Annotated in this window: 17 protein-coding genes and 1 tRNA gene; 9 read left to right on the top strand and 9 right to left on the bottom strand. The window is 63.1% G+C overall.

The window, feature by feature from the left end; genetic code table 11:
• Window positions 1-517 precede the first annotated feature (517 nt).
• Together msrA and VGO04_RS19930 are read right to left on the bottom strand one after the other, a co-directional pair.
• Window positions 518-1,171 (bottom strand): peptide-methionine (S)-S-oxide reductase MsrA, encoded by a 654-nt coding sequence (gene msrA / locus VGO04_RS19935; protein WP_327497700.1) that lies wholly within the window; start codon window positions 1,169-1,171, stop codon window positions 518-520.
• Between the two features lie 43 nt (window positions 1,172-1,214).
• A complete protein-coding gene (locus VGO04_RS19930; RefSeq protein WP_327497699.1) occupies window positions 1,215-1,532 on the bottom strand; it encodes a hypothetical protein in 318 nt (105 codons plus the stop codon).
• Between the two features lie 425 nt (window positions 1,533-1,957).
• Here VGO04_RS19930 and VGO04_RS19925 point away from each other — a divergent pair.
• Window positions 1,958-2,047: transfer RNA gene (locus VGO04_RS19925), tRNA-Ser, on the top strand.
• Window positions 2,048-2,086: 39 nt separating this feature from the next.
• Here VGO04_RS19925 and VGO04_RS19920 read toward each other — a convergent pair.
• Window positions 2,087-3,148 carry an NAD(P)H-dependent flavin oxidoreductase gene (locus tag VGO04_RS19920; protein WP_414650572.1) on the bottom strand — a complete coding sequence of 354 codons (1,062 nt, stop codon included), beginning with the start codon at window positions 3,146-3,148 and terminating at the stop codon, window positions 2,087-2,089.
• Between the two features lie 195 nt (window positions 3,149-3,343).
• Here VGO04_RS19920 and VGO04_RS19915 point away from each other — a divergent pair, with 195 nt between their 5' ends.
• The 3 genes from VGO04_RS19915 (at window position 3,344) to VGO04_RS19905 (ending at window position 5,440) form a co-directional block, all read left to right on the top strand.
• Complete coding sequence (locus tag VGO04_RS19915; RefSeq protein ID WP_327497697.1) at window positions 3,344-3,649, top strand: antibiotic biosynthesis monooxygenase family protein; 306 nt, start codon at window positions 3,344-3,346, stop codon at window positions 3,647-3,649.
• Window positions 3,650-3,767: 118 nt separating this feature from the next.
• The gene (locus VGO04_RS19910) at window positions 3,768-4,625 is read left to right on the top strand and encodes a sigma-70 family RNA polymerase sigma factor (protein WP_327497696.1); all 858 of its coding nucleotides are present in this window, start codon (window positions 3,768-3,770) and stop codon (window positions 4,623-4,625) included.
• A 176-nt stretch (window positions 4,626-4,801) separates the two neighbouring features.
• Entirely contained in the window at window positions 4,802-5,440 is a 639-nt protein-coding gene (locus VGO04_RS19905; protein ID WP_327497695.1) for a class I SAM-dependent methyltransferase, read from the top strand.
• Window positions 5,441-5,480: 40 nt separating this feature from the next.
• Here the strand turns inward: VGO04_RS19905 and VGO04_RS19900 are convergent, their stop codons facing one another.
• Window positions 5,481-6,296, bottom strand: a complete 816-nt coding sequence (locus VGO04_RS19900; RefSeq protein WP_327497694.1) for an aminotransferase class IV family protein — start codon at window positions 6,294-6,296, stop codon at window positions 5,481-5,483.
• 104 nt (window positions 6,297-6,400) lie between these two features.
• Here VGO04_RS19900 and VGO04_RS19895 point away from each other — a divergent pair, with 104 nt between their 5' ends.
• The 4 genes from VGO04_RS19895 (at window position 6,401) to VGO04_RS19880 (ending at window position 8,370) form a co-directional block, all read left to right on the top strand.
• On the top strand, window positions 6,401-6,754 hold the full coding sequence (locus VGO04_RS19895; RefSeq protein WP_327497693.1) for a MerR family transcriptional regulator: 354 nt from the start codon (window positions 6,401-6,403) through the stop codon (window positions 6,752-6,754).
• Window positions 6,755-6,922: 168 nt separating this feature from the next.
• Window positions 6,923-7,255, top strand: a complete 333-nt coding sequence (locus tag VGO04_RS19890; RefSeq protein WP_327497692.1) for a metalloregulator ArsR/SmtB family transcription factor — start codon at window positions 6,923-6,925, stop codon at window positions 7,253-7,255.
• A 1-nt stretch (window position 7,256) separates the two neighbouring features.
• On the top strand, window positions 7,257-7,733 hold the full coding sequence (locus VGO04_RS19885) for an SRPBCC family protein (RefSeq protein WP_327497691.1): 477 nt from the start codon (window positions 7,257-7,259) through the stop codon (window positions 7,731-7,733).
• Window positions 7,734-7,746: 13 nt separating this feature from the next.
• The gene (locus VGO04_RS19880; protein WP_327497690.1) at window positions 7,747-8,370 is read left to right on the top strand and encodes a dihydrofolate reductase family protein; all 624 of its coding nucleotides are present in this window, start codon (window positions 7,747-7,749) and stop codon (window positions 8,368-8,370) included.
• 67 nt (window positions 8,371-8,437) lie between these two features.
• Here VGO04_RS19880 and VGO04_RS19875 read toward each other — a convergent pair whose 3' ends face one another.
• The 4 genes from VGO04_RS19875 to VGO04_RS19860 all read right to left on the bottom strand — a co-directional run bounded on the left by VGO04_RS19875 (window position 8,438) and on the right by VGO04_RS19860 (window position 12,070).
• Complete coding sequence (locus VGO04_RS19875; protein ID WP_327497689.1) at window positions 8,438-9,367, bottom strand: hypothetical protein; 930 nt, start codon at window positions 9,365-9,367, stop codon at window positions 8,438-8,440.
• Window positions 9,368-9,414: 47 nt separating this feature from the next.
• On the bottom strand, window positions 9,415-10,221 hold the full coding sequence (locus VGO04_RS19870; protein WP_327497688.1) for a MerR family transcriptional regulator: 807 nt from the start codon (window positions 10,219-10,221) through the stop codon (window positions 9,415-9,417).
• A 116-nt stretch (window positions 10,222-10,337) separates the two neighbouring features.
• Window positions 10,338-11,540 (bottom strand): CmlA/FloR family chloramphenicol efflux MFS transporter, encoded by a 1,203-nt coding sequence (cml, locus tag VGO04_RS19865; protein WP_327497687.1) that lies wholly within the window; start codon window positions 11,538-11,540, stop codon window positions 10,338-10,340.
• 248 nt (window positions 11,541-11,788) lie between these two features.
• A complete protein-coding gene (locus tag VGO04_RS19860; protein WP_327497686.1) occupies window positions 11,789-12,070 on the bottom strand; it encodes a BON domain-containing protein in 282 nt (93 codons plus the stop codon).
• 159 nt (window positions 12,071-12,229) lie between these two features.
• Between VGO04_RS19860 and VGO04_RS19855 the strand changes: the two genes are divergently transcribed.
• Window positions 12,230-13,174: an AEC family transporter gene (locus VGO04_RS19855; RefSeq protein WP_327497685.1), complete on the top strand. Its 945-nt coding sequence runs from the start codon at window positions 12,230-12,232 to the stop codon at window positions 13,172-13,174.
• A 205-nt stretch (window positions 13,175-13,379) separates the two neighbouring features.
• On the opposite strand, the gene VGO04_RS19850 is transcribed toward VGO04_RS19855, so the two are convergent.
• The gene (locus tag VGO04_RS19850) at window positions 13,380-14,072 is read right to left on the bottom strand and encodes a cytochrome c family protein (protein ID WP_327497684.1); all 693 of its coding nucleotides are present in this window, start codon (window positions 14,070-14,072) and stop codon (window positions 13,380-13,382) included.
• Window positions 14,073-14,106 lie beyond the last annotated feature (34 nt).

Here is a 14,106-nt window from a genome sequence, read left to right as displayed (position 1 = left end):
GAGATCGTAGATGATCGCCGGCTTGATGTCGGCGGCCAGAGCCGTCGCGGACATCATCGAAAAGGCAAAGAGACCGAGAATGGTTTTTTTCATCGTGCAGCCCTGTTGTCGCTATTGATCTTATTGGGTCCTCCCGCCGGCCCCCTGACGGAAGCCTGTCTGCGGAACCCACCCCCTTCTCCTTGGGGGCTAGGGTGGCGCATCCTTGCACGGTCACGGCAAAAAAACACTCAAAATTTTTCAGATGGTAAAAATACAAGCCGCCACTTCCGGTACCGTTAAGGCACCGGTTCTCTTGCGCTTTTGAGATCGGGAAGACGTGTCTCCACCCATCCTGCGCGACCTCAGGGTTGTGGGCGCACGGCTCCTGCAGCAGGTGGGGCCGATCGGTCGAGCGGGACCAGGAAGAGTGGATGCGGCTTTCCTTCTTTTGCTCTGGTTCCACTCCAAGGCATCGTCTGGGCCTGTTCGACCCAGATCATGCCGATCGACAGCGCTGCGCGCTGAGACGATTGCTCTAACTGCCGATCGGGCAGCTCACGCCGGTGCCGCGCAGGCCGCAATAGCCGTTCGGGTTCTTCGCCAGGTATTGCTGGTGGTAGTCCTCGGCGAAGTAGAGCGGCCCGGCTTTGGCGATCTCGGTGGTGACCTTGCCGCCATGGCCGGAGTGCTTCAACGCTGCCTGGAACGTGGTACGAGCGGCCTTGGCCTCAGCCAGTTGTTCGTCGTCATAGGTATAGATCGCCGAGCGGTAGGTGGTGCCGATATCGTTGCCTTGGCGCATGCCCTGTGTCGGGTCATGCTCCTCGAAAAAGGTCTTGAGGAAGGTAGCGAGCGGAACCGTCTGCGGATCATAGACGACCAGCACAACCTCCGTATGGCCGGTGAGCCCGGTGGTCGTTTCCTGATAGGTCGGGTTGGGCGTCAGTCCGCCGGCATAGCCGACCGCCGTGACGTAGACGCCGGGGATGTTCCAGAGCAGGCGCTCGGCACCCCAGAAGCAGCCCATGCCGAAAAGGATCTTCTTCGTGCCCTCGGGATACGGACCCTTCAGCGGCCGGCCGGAAACGAAATGCGTCTCGGCCGTCGGGATCGCTTGGTCGCGGCCCGGCAGCGCCGTCTGCGCATCCGGCATGATCGTCTTCTTGTTGAACATGTCGATCAGGAACATCAGCATACTCCTTTTATCGATGCGAAGTTCGGCTCCGCGATATTCAGGCGGCGAACCGTCCCGCCGCCGGCCGTTTCTTGTATCCGGCCATCCACAGAATGAGAGCGATGAGCGCCAGCACGGCGAAGGCCGGCTGCGTCAGCACCCAGTGTAGCAGCGAGTGCCAGATCGTTGGCGCCGCGTCGCTGCGCTGCGCGAACTGGACCCAACTTGCCGTATCGGCGCCGAGCGCCTCCAGGTCGTCGCCGAGCGAGGTCATCACCAGTTCCGATGCGGCGACCGACTGGATCGCGTCGACGGCGCCGGCAAGTATGGCGGCAAACAGGACGACGGCGCTCGCCAGCCTCAACAGAAACCGCATCGGTCTTCATTCCCTTCGAAACTCTGGCCCTTCGAAACGCCGGCCTTCGAAACGCTGGCCCATCGAATCACCGGCTCGCGCCTTTCCTCTGGCCTCACCATCCGCCGACATCAACTTCTATCGCAAGGGCCTTAGACAAGATCCGACGGCCGAAAATCGTCAAAGCGATCCAGGCGCCGTCAAGGCGATACCGGGGGCGGGGAAGCGTGGCGCAGCTCCTGGCGCAAGAAATAGGCGCGCCGGCAAGCACGCACAATGGGGATCATTGCCCATTCGGTTTCACGAGATGTCAACAATCTGTCAGAAAGCAGTTGATCCCAACGGAATCATCGGTATATAGACGCGCGTCCGCCGGTTCACGCCGGCTGACACGAAGGGCCTCGCCCTTCCCATCCAGCCGGAATGACCGTCGGCTGCTGACGGATGGACAGGTGGCCGAGTGGTTGAAGGCGCACGCCTGGAACGCGTGTATACGTGAAAGCGTATCGAGGGTTCGAATCCCTCTCTGTCCGCCATCCTTTTCCCCAGTGTTTCCGACCCATAGTTTTCCAGGATCAATTGCGTTCCGGATCAATCGGCGAACTGGAGTTCGATCCGTCGATTGCGGCAGACAGCCTTCGTTGTGCGTCTTTTGCCTCTTTCCAGATTTCGTCGACGATCTCGCCCGCCGTCATGAGTTCCTTCGCGAGGCCCACGCCTTGGCCTGCCCAGAGCGGCAGCGCTTCGATGTCGCCCTCGCATTCAGGGCCTGCGACGACGCACTGGTAGCGTGCAATGTCGCCGCGACGGAACGACGTCGCGACGATCTCTCCCTCATCGGGGCGCAGACCATCGGGCGGTTGCCCGGCTGCGTCCCAACGGGCGTAAGTCGAATTCCGTAAAACCCGTTGCGCTGCGTCCCAGCCGCCATTGAACACCTTGGTGTAAACCGTGTCTGCGACGCCGGCCGTCAAAATCCGCTGCTGATATTCGGGGTGGATTGCGGCCTCACGACTTGCAAGGAAGCGGGTGCCGATATAGGCGCCACTCGCGCCAAGGGCGATCGCGGCCGCGAGCCCGCGTCCGTCGGCGATCCCGCCTGCCGCAAGCACCGGCACCTGCCCCCCGACGGCATCGACGACCGCTGGAACGAGAGCCATGGTCGCGATTTGCCCTGCGGGATGTCCGCCTGCCTCCCACCCCTGCGCAATGATCAGATCCACACCGGCGTCGACTGCGCTCTTTGCCTCAGCGGGTGTTCCCACCATGATCGAGACGAGCGCGCCGGCGTCGTGAATCCGTGTGACGTAAGGGGCAGGGTCACCGAACGAGAAGCTGATCAATCGCACGCCTTCATCAAGGCAGATATCGAGCCTTCCCGACGGTTCCCATTCCAGGATGATGTTTGCGCCAAACGGGCGCGGCGTCAGGGCGCGGGTGCGCCTGACCTCCTGCCTGGCCAATTCGAGATCATCGAAATAGGAGACCGACAGGCCAATAAGGCCAAGGCCGCCCGCATTGCTCACTGCTGCAACGAGTTCCGGCGACGTCGCGCCCCCCATCCCGGCTTGCGCGATGGGGATCGCAATATCGAGAAGGCGGCAGAACGCATTGGGCATCGTTACCCCCTGAGACAGGCCGACAGAGGTTGTGACTATACAGTATCAGCGGCCCTGGCGGGGAGCGCCGCCTACGCGTCGACATCCCCGTGCCGTTCCCATCGACGAACGACGCTGCGGTTCCGGTCGGTAGCGCGCAAATATTTCGTGCTCTGCGATCCGTTTCACGTCTCCTGTTCGTCTTTACTGCATCCGCAACAAGGAGATGCTCCCATGACCACCGCACCCGTCACCCTCGTCAACGTGCTGAAGGTCGCGCCCGACAGGCAGGCCCAACTGATCGCGCTTCTGAAGCGCAACATCGACACCGTCATCCGCACGCTTTCCGGCTGGCGGACGACCCGGTTGATCGCTGCCAAGGACGGCGCAAGCGTCGTGATCTATTCGGAATGGGACACGCCGGCCGCGGTCGAGGCGATGCGGGCCGATCCAAGGATGAAGGCCTATTTCCCTGAGATCCTTCAGCTGGCGAGCCTCGAATCGATCGTCGGCGAGGTCGCTTTCAGCGACAACGCGTGATGCCGGGGAATGGTCCGCTGCCGCCCGCCCGAAACGGCCAGGCGGCGGCGGACATTTTGTTCGGCCCACGCTATCGTCCGTGGCGGACGCCTGGAGATATCCCGATGGAGCGCGACGCATGAACCCGCAAGACTTCGAGGATCGCCTGAAGGAGCTCCGGCCGCGGCTGCATCGCTATTGCGCGCGCATGACCGGCTCGACGGTTGACGGCGAGGATGTGTTGCAGGAAGCGCTGATCAAGGCCTTGCAGGCTCGGGCGGACGGTACGGTCGTGGACAACCTCGAAGGCTGGCTGCTGCGCATCGCTCACAATACGAGCCTCGATTTCCTGCGCCGTCGATCACGGCACAAGGTCGTTCCGCTCGTTGACGACATGGAAGACGCGCGGTTGCCCGAGCTCGACATCGTCGCCGTCGGCTTTCAAGCCTTCATGCGACTGCCCGAACTCCAGCGATGTGCCGTCATCCTCAAGGATGTGCTCGGATATCAGGTCGAAGAAATCGCGGAAATCGCCGATTGCACGCATGCCGCGGCCAAATCGGCGCTCCAGCGCGCAAGGGCGGCGCTCAGACACTTGGCGGCGCGTCCCGACGACGTGCGGCTGCCGCTGCTGTCAGACGCGAGCCGGCAAAAGATGGCAGCCTATGTGCGCCTGTTCAAGGGCGGCGATTTTGACGCGATCCGCTCGATGCTTGCCGAAGACGTCAGGCTCGACCTGGTCAACAGGCTGAAGCTCGAGGGTCGCGAGGACATCCGCCGCTACTTCGCCCGTTATGCCGAGGAGACCCGCTGGCGCTACGAACTCGGCGCGATCGAAGGGCGTCCGGCCATGCTGGTTTTCGATGGCGCAGGTCGAATGGAGGAGCCTGCGCACTTCGTACTTCTCGACTGGCGTAAAGACGAAATCACGACGATCCGCGACTATCTCTTCGCGCCCTATGTCCTTGAAACCGCCGATTGGATTCGACTGCCTTGATGCGACCAAGGCTCCCCGTCGATTGACGGTTCTTTCTCCGCCAGCTGTTGATGATTGCGCGATATCATCGATCTTCGTCGGTATCGATGACGTTGCACCATGGTGGATTGCCCTGACGGGCACGGTGCCAACCGTCTTGCCGCAGAAATAGGGTTGCGTTCTGGGGAGGGGGCAGCATGAACACAGCGAGCGACGCGCGTTTCTGGGATAGGACGTCGCGGCGGTACGCCAGGGGCGCGATCGCCGATCCCGCCGGATATGAACGCACGCTGGAGCGCACGCGCGCGCTGCTTTTGCCGGACGACCGGGTTCTGGAGCTTGGCTGCGGCACGGGGACGACGGCGTTCCGGCTCGCAGGTGACGTGCGAGACTACCTCGCGACCGATATTTCCGCCGAGATGATTGCGATTTCCAGGGAGAGGTACGCTGCGGATCTCGTTCCACACCTGGCCTTCCGTACCTCAGTTGCAGAAACGCTGGTCGCCGAGTGTGTGCAGTACGATGCCGTTCTGGCGTTCAACTATCTCCATCTCGTCCGTGATCTCTCGGGCACGCTAAGCAGCATCCACGCTCTCCTTGCGTCACGGGGGCTGTTCATTTCCAAGACGCCTTGTGTCGGCGATATGAACCCGCTGGTGCGCCTGGCGCTCTTGCCGGCGATGCGTGCCGTCGGATTGGCACCCTACGCGGCCAGCTTCGGTGTGGCGGACCTCTGCCAATATATGCGATTGGTCGGGTTCGACATCCTCGCCACCGAAAATCACGCGACGGCGGGCAATGACAACCGACCTTACATCGTCGCGCGAAAACGGTAAGGCCGAGGCGAAGCGCCCCGGCCTTTCAGGCGGGCGGCCGCTAGACGTGTTCGGCAGGCTCGGCCGCATGCGCCCGATGCAACAGATCCATGAACGCCCTTGCATCCGGAAACGCCATCGATCCGATGGCGCTGACGGCGATGCCGGGCGTCCAGGAGTTCATGACCGCTGCGCCGGAGAGCGTCTCGAGGCGTTCGAGGGTAATTTCCTCCTGACGCTGCGGAACGCCGAGGCGCTCCAGTTGCCGCTGGACGGTCCCCATCATCGTGCCGGTGAGCATCTCGGCCTTGGGCCAGATGACAGCCTCTCCGTCCCAGAAGACGAGGTTCCAGATGCTTGCCTCACTGAGACGCCCCTGCCGGTTGATGAAGGCGGCGTCGTCGAAACCGGCCCTGATCGCCTGGTGCAGGTAGTAGGTCTTCCCGGATTCACCGACATGCTTGATGGTCGCGTGCGGCCGTTCGTGCTCGACGACCGCAAGGCGCAGCGGTCCCTTCGGGCCGTTGGAGGGCGGGCCGCCGCGAACGAGCACCGAGAGGTCTCCCTGCATGCTGTCGGCGGTGAATTCGCCCTTTGGCGAAAAGATGGTGACCGCCAGGGACTGGTCTGGCGGGCCGGCGTTAACGGCCTGGCGGATGCGGGATCGAAGCAGGTCTTCCGGTAGGGCGCGACCGAAGAAATCGAGAGAAGCATTGTGGAGGCGCTTCAGATGCAGGTCCAGGCCCCTGATCTTGCGGTCCCTGACCTGGATCGCGGTGAAGTGGGCAAAGCCGGCAAAGGCCAAGGGGGAGAGGTCCGCAGCATCGACCGCGCGGCCGTCGAGTGCTGCTGGGAAAAGGCTGGTTTCGGTCGGCATCATCTTGCTCCTGGGGTGCGGTTGCATGAAGGAGCCATAGCTTTAAGGTCTGACAGCGCTGTCAGAGTCAAGGGCGCTGCAACGGGTACTTCGAAGGGCACGAAATGAAGATAGGCGAGCTGTCCAAACGCACCGGCGTCAGCGTCAGAATGCTGCGCTACTACGAGGCGGAAGGGCTGTTGAAGCCGGAGCGGACCGAAAGCGGCTATCGTGATTATGACCTGAAGGAAGTGAGGACTGTCGAGCGCATCAAGCTGCTGGGCGCTGGCGGCATGACCCTTCCGACGATCCTGCAGTTCCTGTCCTGCGTGCGCGGCGAAGGTCCGATTTTCGAGCCTTGCGACGAACTGCGCGTCACCCTGCGTCAGCAGATCCGCCTCGTGGAGGAGAAGACGGAGAAGCTGGCGCAAAACCGCCAGGTGCTGACAAGTTTCCTGACGGAGATCGGTGAAAACTGAGCTTTTGGCGCCTCGTGCGGCTTTCGACTTAATTGGTATGAGGCAATTCCGGACGGAGGCCGGCAATCGGGATCGCCGGTGCCGGGAAGGCGGTGAGCGCACACGTTGCCATATCACGGCCCAATAGTTAGCTGTTGCGCTAACTATTGGGCCGTGATACTTAGCCTTATGGAACAGTATTCAGACCGGTTGGACACGATCTTTCAGGCGCTCGCCGACCCGACGCGGCGCGCGGTGCTTTCGCGGCTTGGCGGTGGACCTGCAAGCATCAGCGATCTAGCCCGACCCTTTGACATGGCTCTGCCGTCCTTCATGAAGCACATCCACTTCCTGGAGGGCAGCGGGCTGATCCGCACCCACAAGCAAGGCCGGGTGCGCACCTGCGCCATCGAGAAGGCGCAGTTCGGCGTGGTCGAGAGCTGGCTCTCGGCCCAGCGCGCGGTCTGGGAAGGCCGCGCCGATCGCCTTGAGCAGTTCGTTACGCAACACGAGGAGGAATGACATGATCCGCTCCCCAGATCCTGATTTAGACCTGACGACGGCGCGCATCATCAAGGCGCCGCGTTCCGCCGTCTGGCGCGCCTGGACCGATCGAACACGGTTCGAGAAGTGGTGGGTTCCAGCGCCTGCCAAATGCAGGGTGGTCGACATGGACCTGACGCCCGGCGGCGCCTTGGTTACTCACATCAGCGAGGACGGCGGCGCGTTCGTGCCGCATCTCGACGCCTGCTTTCTGGCCGTCGACGACCTCACGCGCATCGTTTTCACCGACACGCTGACCGCCGGCTGGCGGCCATCCGAGAGTGCCTTCATGACGGCGGTCATCACGCTCAGCGACCATCCCGCCGGCACGCACTATGCCGCTCATGTGATGCATCGCAGCGGCGCCGACCGGAAAATGCATGAAGAGATGGGGTTCCACGACGGCTGGGGAACGGTTGCCGCGCAGCTCGCCCAACTCGTTGAGCAGACGCATTAGGGGAGGCGAGGACATGCGCAACATAGTCCTGCAGATGATGACGACGCTTAATGGCCGACTCGACGATCCACTCGCCTGGATGGGGACGGTCGTCGATGATCAATATCGGGCGATCGATCGTCTCTATGCCGATTACGACACGGTGCTCGTCGGACGTGCGACCTATGAGGAAATGGTCGGCTACTGGCCGGGCGCTCTTAACGATCACGAAAACGGTGAGACCAACCGTGTGATGGCCGGGCGAATGCACGACTACCGCAAGATCGTGTTCTCCCGTACCGGCACGCAGGCAATCAGTCCGTGGCATAACGTCGAAAGGGCCGTGGTCCCGGACGACGCGGCACTGTCGCGCTTCCTGATGGAACTGAAGGCGCAGCCGGGCGGCGATATCCACCTGTCGGGCGGCGCCAGTCTGGCGCAGACGGTGATCGGCCTCGGACTGGTCGATCGCTATCACTTCTTCGTCTATCCGGTCGTTTCGCCGGGCGAACCCTGGTTTGCCCGGCTGAGAGAAAAGAACGACCTGCGACTGACCGGGAGCGAACACTACGACAATGGCGTCGTCGGTCTGCATTATGAAACGGTCCGCGACGCGAAGGTCGAGCGACCGACGCATTTCGCCGAGCTCATCGCCTAAGGCATGTCGCGCAAATGTCTGAAACGGTTATGTGATCACGACATTCCAGCGACTTGAGCCCGCTGCCTCAACCACCGTTGTGGAGCGCGGCAAGCAGCCGGTCGTAGGTCGGAGCAAGCCGGCGAAGCGTGTCGGCCGCCGCCCTGTCGTTGCGAACGACGAGCGGGTGCTGCAGCGCGCCAATCAGTTGCGCCTGCTGTCCCGCGATCGCCGCCGCCTCGCGGTAACCGGCGCTCGCAAGGCAGGTGGCGGCGTCGGCAGCGCGGCGGGCGCCGACCCGAACGGCAAAGTGGATGAGATGCGCCCGCAAGCCGGTGTCGCAACCGTTGTCGAGCCGCTCCGCCAGCGCGTGGGCCGCATCGGCATTGCCGAGGCTGCCCCTAGGCATCGGCCGGTCGGTAGCCATCGACAGCCAGTGGATTGCAGCCGGTATCGAGGCTCGGATCACGTCTACCTCGCTTACCTCGAAGCGGCGGCGAAAGCCGGTGCGCATCGTGAAGGGTTCGCCATAGGTGAGCGTCCTTGCTTCCCAGGCTGTCATGAAATCGGCTGTGGGAAGCGTCGCATAGGGATATCCTTGCGGATCGTGCATAAGCACGCCCTCCTCGTCGAGCGAAAGCACCACCACATAATGATCGGCCTCGATCGGTCCGGTCATGCCCGGCTGGTGCCGCAGATGTCCCATCTCCACCGGTCCGATCCAGACCGGACCGTCCTTCAGGCCCAAGCGCAGGCGGGAAAGTGCATCTTCGGCATCGCCGCCCTTGCTGACATCGCACGTCCAGCCTAGCGCCTCGAGCGCGCCGTCAAACCCGGCCTCCGGATCCCAGCCATAGGGATCGAAAAACGGCAGCGCGCCGCCGATGAGCTGCATGCCGAAGGGGCTGCTCGTCGAAAATTCAATGACGGCGGGCGAAGGCGCCTGGGGACCGAACATCATGGCGAAGGAATTGGCATAACAATAGGGGCCGGAGCCCACATAGGGTACGTGGTGCATGGGTGGAACCTTTGTATTGTTCGAGGGAGGTCGTGAGACGGCTTGTCTTAGGGCGTGATGGGGTAGGCGACGTCGAAGCGGGCGCCGCCGCTACCGGGGTAGATTTCGTAGGGACTGCCGAAACAGGCGAGATCGCTGCTCTGTTCGAACCACGTCTCGACGGCGTCGTAGACCCGAAGCACCATCGGAAAGGTTTCGAGCGCTTCCGGCACAGCAAGGAACGCTTCGCGCCCTGCCGGCTGAAGCCGGATGCGCAGATCGCCCGAGGGTTCGAGGCTGCCGGTATAGGGAAGGGCGACTTCGACCAGGCCCTTTCCGTCGTGGTTGACGGGTTCGTGGAAGTGCAGCGTCATCGGTCCGTCCGCGTTCTTGCCGCATTGCGCGAGGTAGGCGCGGATCTCGGCCTCGGCCCTCTCCGTGAATGGTTCGAGCACGTCGACCGTCACCTGGCCTTGCCGGTAGACGAGCTTCGAAGCGGCAACGTCGCGGATACGCACCGCGCCGACGAGCGGCTCGCCATCTCCATTGGATTGCCGCGCGATCGCCTCCACCAGTTCGTTCTGCTCCTCGAGCCGTTTGGCCTGCACGTCGAGCCAGGCGCGCAGCTCGGCAAGGCGCACCTCGGGCTTAAGCTCGATCAGTCGCGCGATGCGGGCAATCGGCAGGCCGAGTTGCCGAAGCCTGGCGATCAGCCGCGCGCGTCCCGCCTGTGCGGCCGCGTAGTAGCGATAGCCGGTTACGGGATCGATATGGGCGGGAACCAGCAGGCCCTGCTCGGCATAGAGTCTCAGGGCCTTCGGCGACAGGCGTGTGGCGGCGCCGAAGCGGCCGGCGAGAAAATAAGAATCGGTCATGGGAGAAGTCATGGGGCCTGCCCCAGGGGCGAGGTCAAGAGCCTGACTTGTTCTGCGATATCGATCCACTGGGACGGCGTTCCCCGGAGCAGGCATATCCGCTCCGGGGGCACCTCTCAGGCAGGTTGCCTTGCATGCCGGCGCAGCAGCGCCAGCGCGACGAGCGTGATTGTCGCCATGACAAGGCAGTAGCCGGCAAGCGGCCAGGCCGTGTCGCCGCCGAGCAATAGCACGGCGCCGGTGCCGACGAGGCTGACGATCAGGCTCTGGATCGAGAAGTACAACGCCACGGCTGTCCCGGCGGTCGCGTCAAACGCCTTGAGCGCACCGTTTGCCGTCACGGACGCCGTCATGACGATGCCGATCGCGATGACCCACATCGGCAGCACGAACGTCGCGAACGACGGCGTGCCGAAGGTTTCCCCGCATGCAAGCAACAAGCCGCCCGCCATCAGCACGGCCATGCCCCGGGCGAGGCAGCCGGCCGTTCCGAAACGGGCGGTGAAGCGCTTGGCGAAGCGCGTGGTGAGGATCATCACCACGGCAGCCGTGGCGAAAGCCAGGCTGAAACCAAGCTCCGAGTAGCCGGCACGATCGATAAGCAGACGCGGCGCCGTCGAGAAGAACACGAAGAAGCTGCCCATCGCCGTGCTGAAGCCGAGCGTATAGGTCCAGAAGGCGCCATGTCGAAGAATGGGCGCAAAGGCCGGTTTCGTGTTTTCCTCTGTGGCGGGGCGGGTTTCGAGCCAGCGCGGCAGGGCCTGGGCGAGCGCGACAAGGCCGAGCACGCCGAGCGTCAGGAAGATCGCCCGCCATCCGAACGCGCCCGCTATCAGCGCGCCGGCAATCGGCCCGAGCGCGGGCACGAAGGCGAGCATGGCGCTGAACAGCCCGTAGATGGTCACGCCTTCCGGCCGCGAGCCATAGACGTCGCGCACCGTGGCGAAGGTTGCAACCAGTGCCGCAGAGGCGCCGGCCGCTTGCATGAGCCTCAACGCCACGAAAGCGGGCGCGGAGGTGGTTGCCGAAAGCAGCAGTGACGACACGGCAAACAGCATTGCGCCGCCGATGAGCACCGGACGACGCCCGAAGCGGTCGGAGAGCGGGCCGAAGAGCAACTGCCCGAGGCCCAGCATCAGCATGTAAAGGCTGAGCGTCAGCTGGACGATCGCCGGCGAAGTGCCAAGAATGATGGGCATTTGGGGCACGACAGGCAGGTAGATGTCCATGGCGAGCGACGCCAGGATATCGAAAGGCGCCATCAGCAGGAGAGCCGCCGGCAGCGAGTAGGACCACGTAGGTCGGTTTTGACAAGGCATGATGAAACATCCGCGCAAATGAATGACATTCGGCGGCGACCTGCCACGCTCTCAATTTTCAGGAGATATGAGCCGACAGACGCCGCAACAACTTTTGAAAGTCGTTGCGGCTTATCTGGTTGCTGATTTGTCAGTCCTCATCTGCGGCTCCTGCGGTGAAATCACCCTCGATGCCGATCGCTGTCGACAATTGAGGGTGGCGCTGTCGTACCACCCGTACTACCTTTCGGCAACTGCCGGGCAGTATCTCAAGTATCAGGCTGCGTTTCCTCAGGCCTCACCGTGAGTCGATTGTCGACGCTTGTAACGCCGATAACCGAGGCTGCTGCATCGCCGGCGCAGGCGACGTCCCCATCGCTGGCGACCTCGCCGGAAAGCACGATGATCTCGCCAAGCGCCATGACCGATATCCCGCTTGTATCGACCAGGGCCGCATACTGGATGAAGCGTAGCACCTTGTCGGCGAGTGCGTCGTCGGTCAGGTGCGGATCGTCGTCGCGATGGGCGTAAATGGGTTTGTCTGGCGGCATGTCGCTTTCCTCATGCCAGTGGGCCCGGTCGGGCCATCTATTTTTCAGGCTTTGTCTTTCGGGAACGCGTGCGGTTACCGATGGTTCCCTCTTTCGCACGCGCTTGCGGCGCAGGTATGAAGCCGGTTATTGCTGGAGCGACCATCCCAAGGCTCGCGCATGTCCGACATTTTTCAGAACGTCCTGCCCATCTTCATCCTCATCCTTGCCGGCTGGTTGCTGGTGCGCAGCGGCTACCTGAAGCCTGCGGTCGGCGAGGCGCTCGGGGACTTCGTCTTTCGCGTCGCCGTCCCCATTCTCCTGTTTCGCACGATCGCCGAGGCGGATTTCAAGGACGGCTCGCCCTGGCCGCTCTGGGTCGCCTATTTTTCCGGTGTCGCCGTGACCTGGACGGCCGGGCATCTGGGCGCACGGTTTCTGTTCGGGCGCGACGCGCGCGTGGGCGTGCTCGCCGGCGTCTCCTCCGCCTTCGCCAACACGGTGTTCATCGGGCTGCCGCTGGTGTCGCGTATCGTCGGAGAGGAAGGCATCGTCGCGATCTCGATCCTGCTCTCCGTGCATCTGCCGGTCATGATGATTGCCGGCACGCTGCTGATGGAGCGCGCGGAGCGGCACACCAGCGGCAAACCGGGCCAAAGCCCGCTGCAGCTTCTTGCCGGGGTGGCCCGCAATCTGGTGCGCAACCCGCTGGTCATCGGGCTGGTCTGCGGTGCGGCGTTCCATCTCGTCGGCCAGCCGCTCGGCGGGCCAGTGAAGACCGTGGTCGATCAACTGGCGTCGATGGCAGCGCCGGCCGCACTGATTTCGATCGGCATGGCGCTCGACAAATACGGCCTCGTAGGCAATCTCGGGCTTGCCTCGGTCACCAGCGCCTTGAAGCTTCTGGTCATGCCCGGCGTCGTCTATGCGAGTTGCCACCTGCTCGGCCTCAACGACAACTGGACGACGGCGCTGGTGCTGACCTCGGCGGTCCCGACGGGCGTCAATGCCTGGCTGATCGCCAATCACTTCAACGTCGGCCATGGCCTCGCCTCATCGACCATCACGCTGACGACCGCGCTCGGCGTCGTCAGCGTTTCGGTCTGGGCCTATTTGCTGGTGTGATGAGATCTGCCCGCACGCGGGTCTTGTCGGAATGCCTGCAGCTTTTCTTGAAAGTGTTTCATCGGGAAGCGTGCCTCGTGGTGTTGCTGCCGACTGCGGCGTGACCGACGAAGAAGCATCGGTGAACGGACATTGACCCCGCACAAACGAAAAGGCCCGGCGCGAGCCGGGCCTTGTCAAATAGATCGTTGCTTGACCGCTTGGCTTATTGTGCCGGAGCGGGCTGGCCTTCGGCCGGCTTGGCTTCCGTCGCAGGTGCTGCCTGGCCTTCAGCTGCCGGTGCAGCCTGGCCTTCAGCAGGCTTTGCTTCGGCGCCGGCAGCCGGTGCGGCTTCGGCAGCGGCGGCAGATGCGTCGGGAAGTGCGGCCGGCGAATCGGCCTGCTCGCGCAGCCAGGCAATCAGGTTGGCGCGCTCGTCCGGCTTCTTGACGCCGGCAAAGCCCATGGCAGTGCCCGGTACGTGCTTCTTCGGTGCTTCGATGAAGAAGCTCAGGTGATCGTAGTCCCAGACGACCTTGCTGCCTTCGGAGAACGTCTTCATGCCAGCGGAGTAGCTGAAGCCCTCATGCGAGGCGATCGGCCGGTTGACGAGGCCCCAGAGGTTCGGTCCAACTTTGTTTGCGCCGCCCTTGTCGGCGGTGTGACAGCTCGCGCATTTCTTGAATACGGCTTCGCCGGCAGCAGCGTCAGCCTTGAGGAGCAGCGGCTTGATATCGACTTCGACTTCCGCAGCACCGCCGGCACCAGCTTCCGACGTGCCTTCTTCGGCGACAATCGCAAAGCCTTCCTTTTCGGGAGCCTCGGAGTGGAAAATGCCTTCCGATGCAATGGACACGGACATCAGAACGAAGACCGTCCCCAGAAAGGCACCCACGCCCATGTTCACATATGAATTCATCTGCAAACGCTCCCTTTGCCACCGGCGCAAACAA

This window comes from Ensifer sp., from assembly GCF_035999185.1.
In the GTDB taxonomy this organism is placed as follows: Bacteria; Pseudomonadota; Alphaproteobacteria; order Rhizobiales; family Rhizobiaceae; genus Ensifer.
This window is presented reverse-complemented; position numbering and strand designations above follow the sequence as displayed.

Bases quoted from the DNA above. Each gene is read 5' to 3' on its own strand.
- msrA (WP_327497700.1), bottom strand. From the start codon at position 1,171: ATGTTCCTGATCGACATGTTCAACAAGAAGACGATCATGCCGGATGCG.
- VGO04_RS19930 (WP_327497699.1), bottom strand. From the start codon at position 1,532: ATGCGGTTTCTGTTGAGGCTGGCGAGCGCCGTCGTCCTGTTTGCCGCC.
- VGO04_RS19915 (WP_327497697.1), top strand. From the start codon at position 3,344: ATGACCACCGCACCCGTCACCCTCGTCAACGTGCTGAAGGTCGCGCCC.
- VGO04_RS19910 (WP_327497696.1), top strand. From the start codon at position 3,768: ATGAACCCGCAAGACTTCGAGGATCGCCTGAAGGAGCTCCGGCCGCGG.
- VGO04_RS19905 (WP_327497695.1), top strand. From the start codon at position 4,802: ATGAACACAGCGAGCGACGCGCGTTTCTGGGATAGGACGTCGCGGCGG.
- VGO04_RS19900 (WP_327497694.1), bottom strand. From the start codon at position 6,296: ATGCCGACCGAAACCAGCCTTTTCCCAGCAGCACTCGACGGCCGCGCG.
- VGO04_RS19895 (WP_327497693.1), top strand. From the start codon at position 6,401: ATGAAGATAGGCGAGCTGTCCAAACGCACCGGCGTCAGCGTCAGAATG.
- VGO04_RS19890 (WP_327497692.1), top strand. From the start codon at position 6,923: ATGGAACAGTATTCAGACCGGTTGGACACGATCTTTCAGGCGCTCGCC.
- VGO04_RS19885 (WP_327497691.1), top strand. From the start codon at position 7,257: ATGATCCGCTCCCCAGATCCTGATTTAGACCTGACGACGGCGCGCATC.
- VGO04_RS19880 (WP_327497690.1), top strand. From the start codon at position 7,747: ATGCGCAACATAGTCCTGCAGATGATGACGACGCTTAATGGCCGACTC.
- VGO04_RS19875 (WP_327497689.1), bottom strand. From the start codon at position 9,367: ATGCACCACGTACCCTATGTGGGCTCCGGCCCCTATTGTTATGCCAAT.
- VGO04_RS19870 (WP_327497688.1), bottom strand. From the start codon at position 10,221: ATGACCGATTCTTATTTTCTCGCCGGCCGCTTCGGCGCCGCCACACGC.
- cml (WP_327497687.1), bottom strand. From the start codon at position 11,540: ATGCCTTGTCAAAACCGACCTACGTGGTCCTACTCGCTGCCGGCGGCT.
- VGO04_RS19860 (WP_327497686.1), bottom strand. From the start codon at position 12,070: ATGCCGCCAGACAAACCCATTTACGCCCATCGCGACGACGATCCGCAC.
- VGO04_RS19855 (WP_327497685.1), top strand. From the start codon at position 12,230: ATGTCCGACATTTTTCAGAACGTCCTGCCCATCTTCATCCTCATCCTT.
- VGO04_RS19850 (WP_327497684.1), bottom strand. From the start codon at position 14,072: ATGAATTCATATGTGAACATGGGCGTGGGTGCCTTTCTGGGGACGGTC.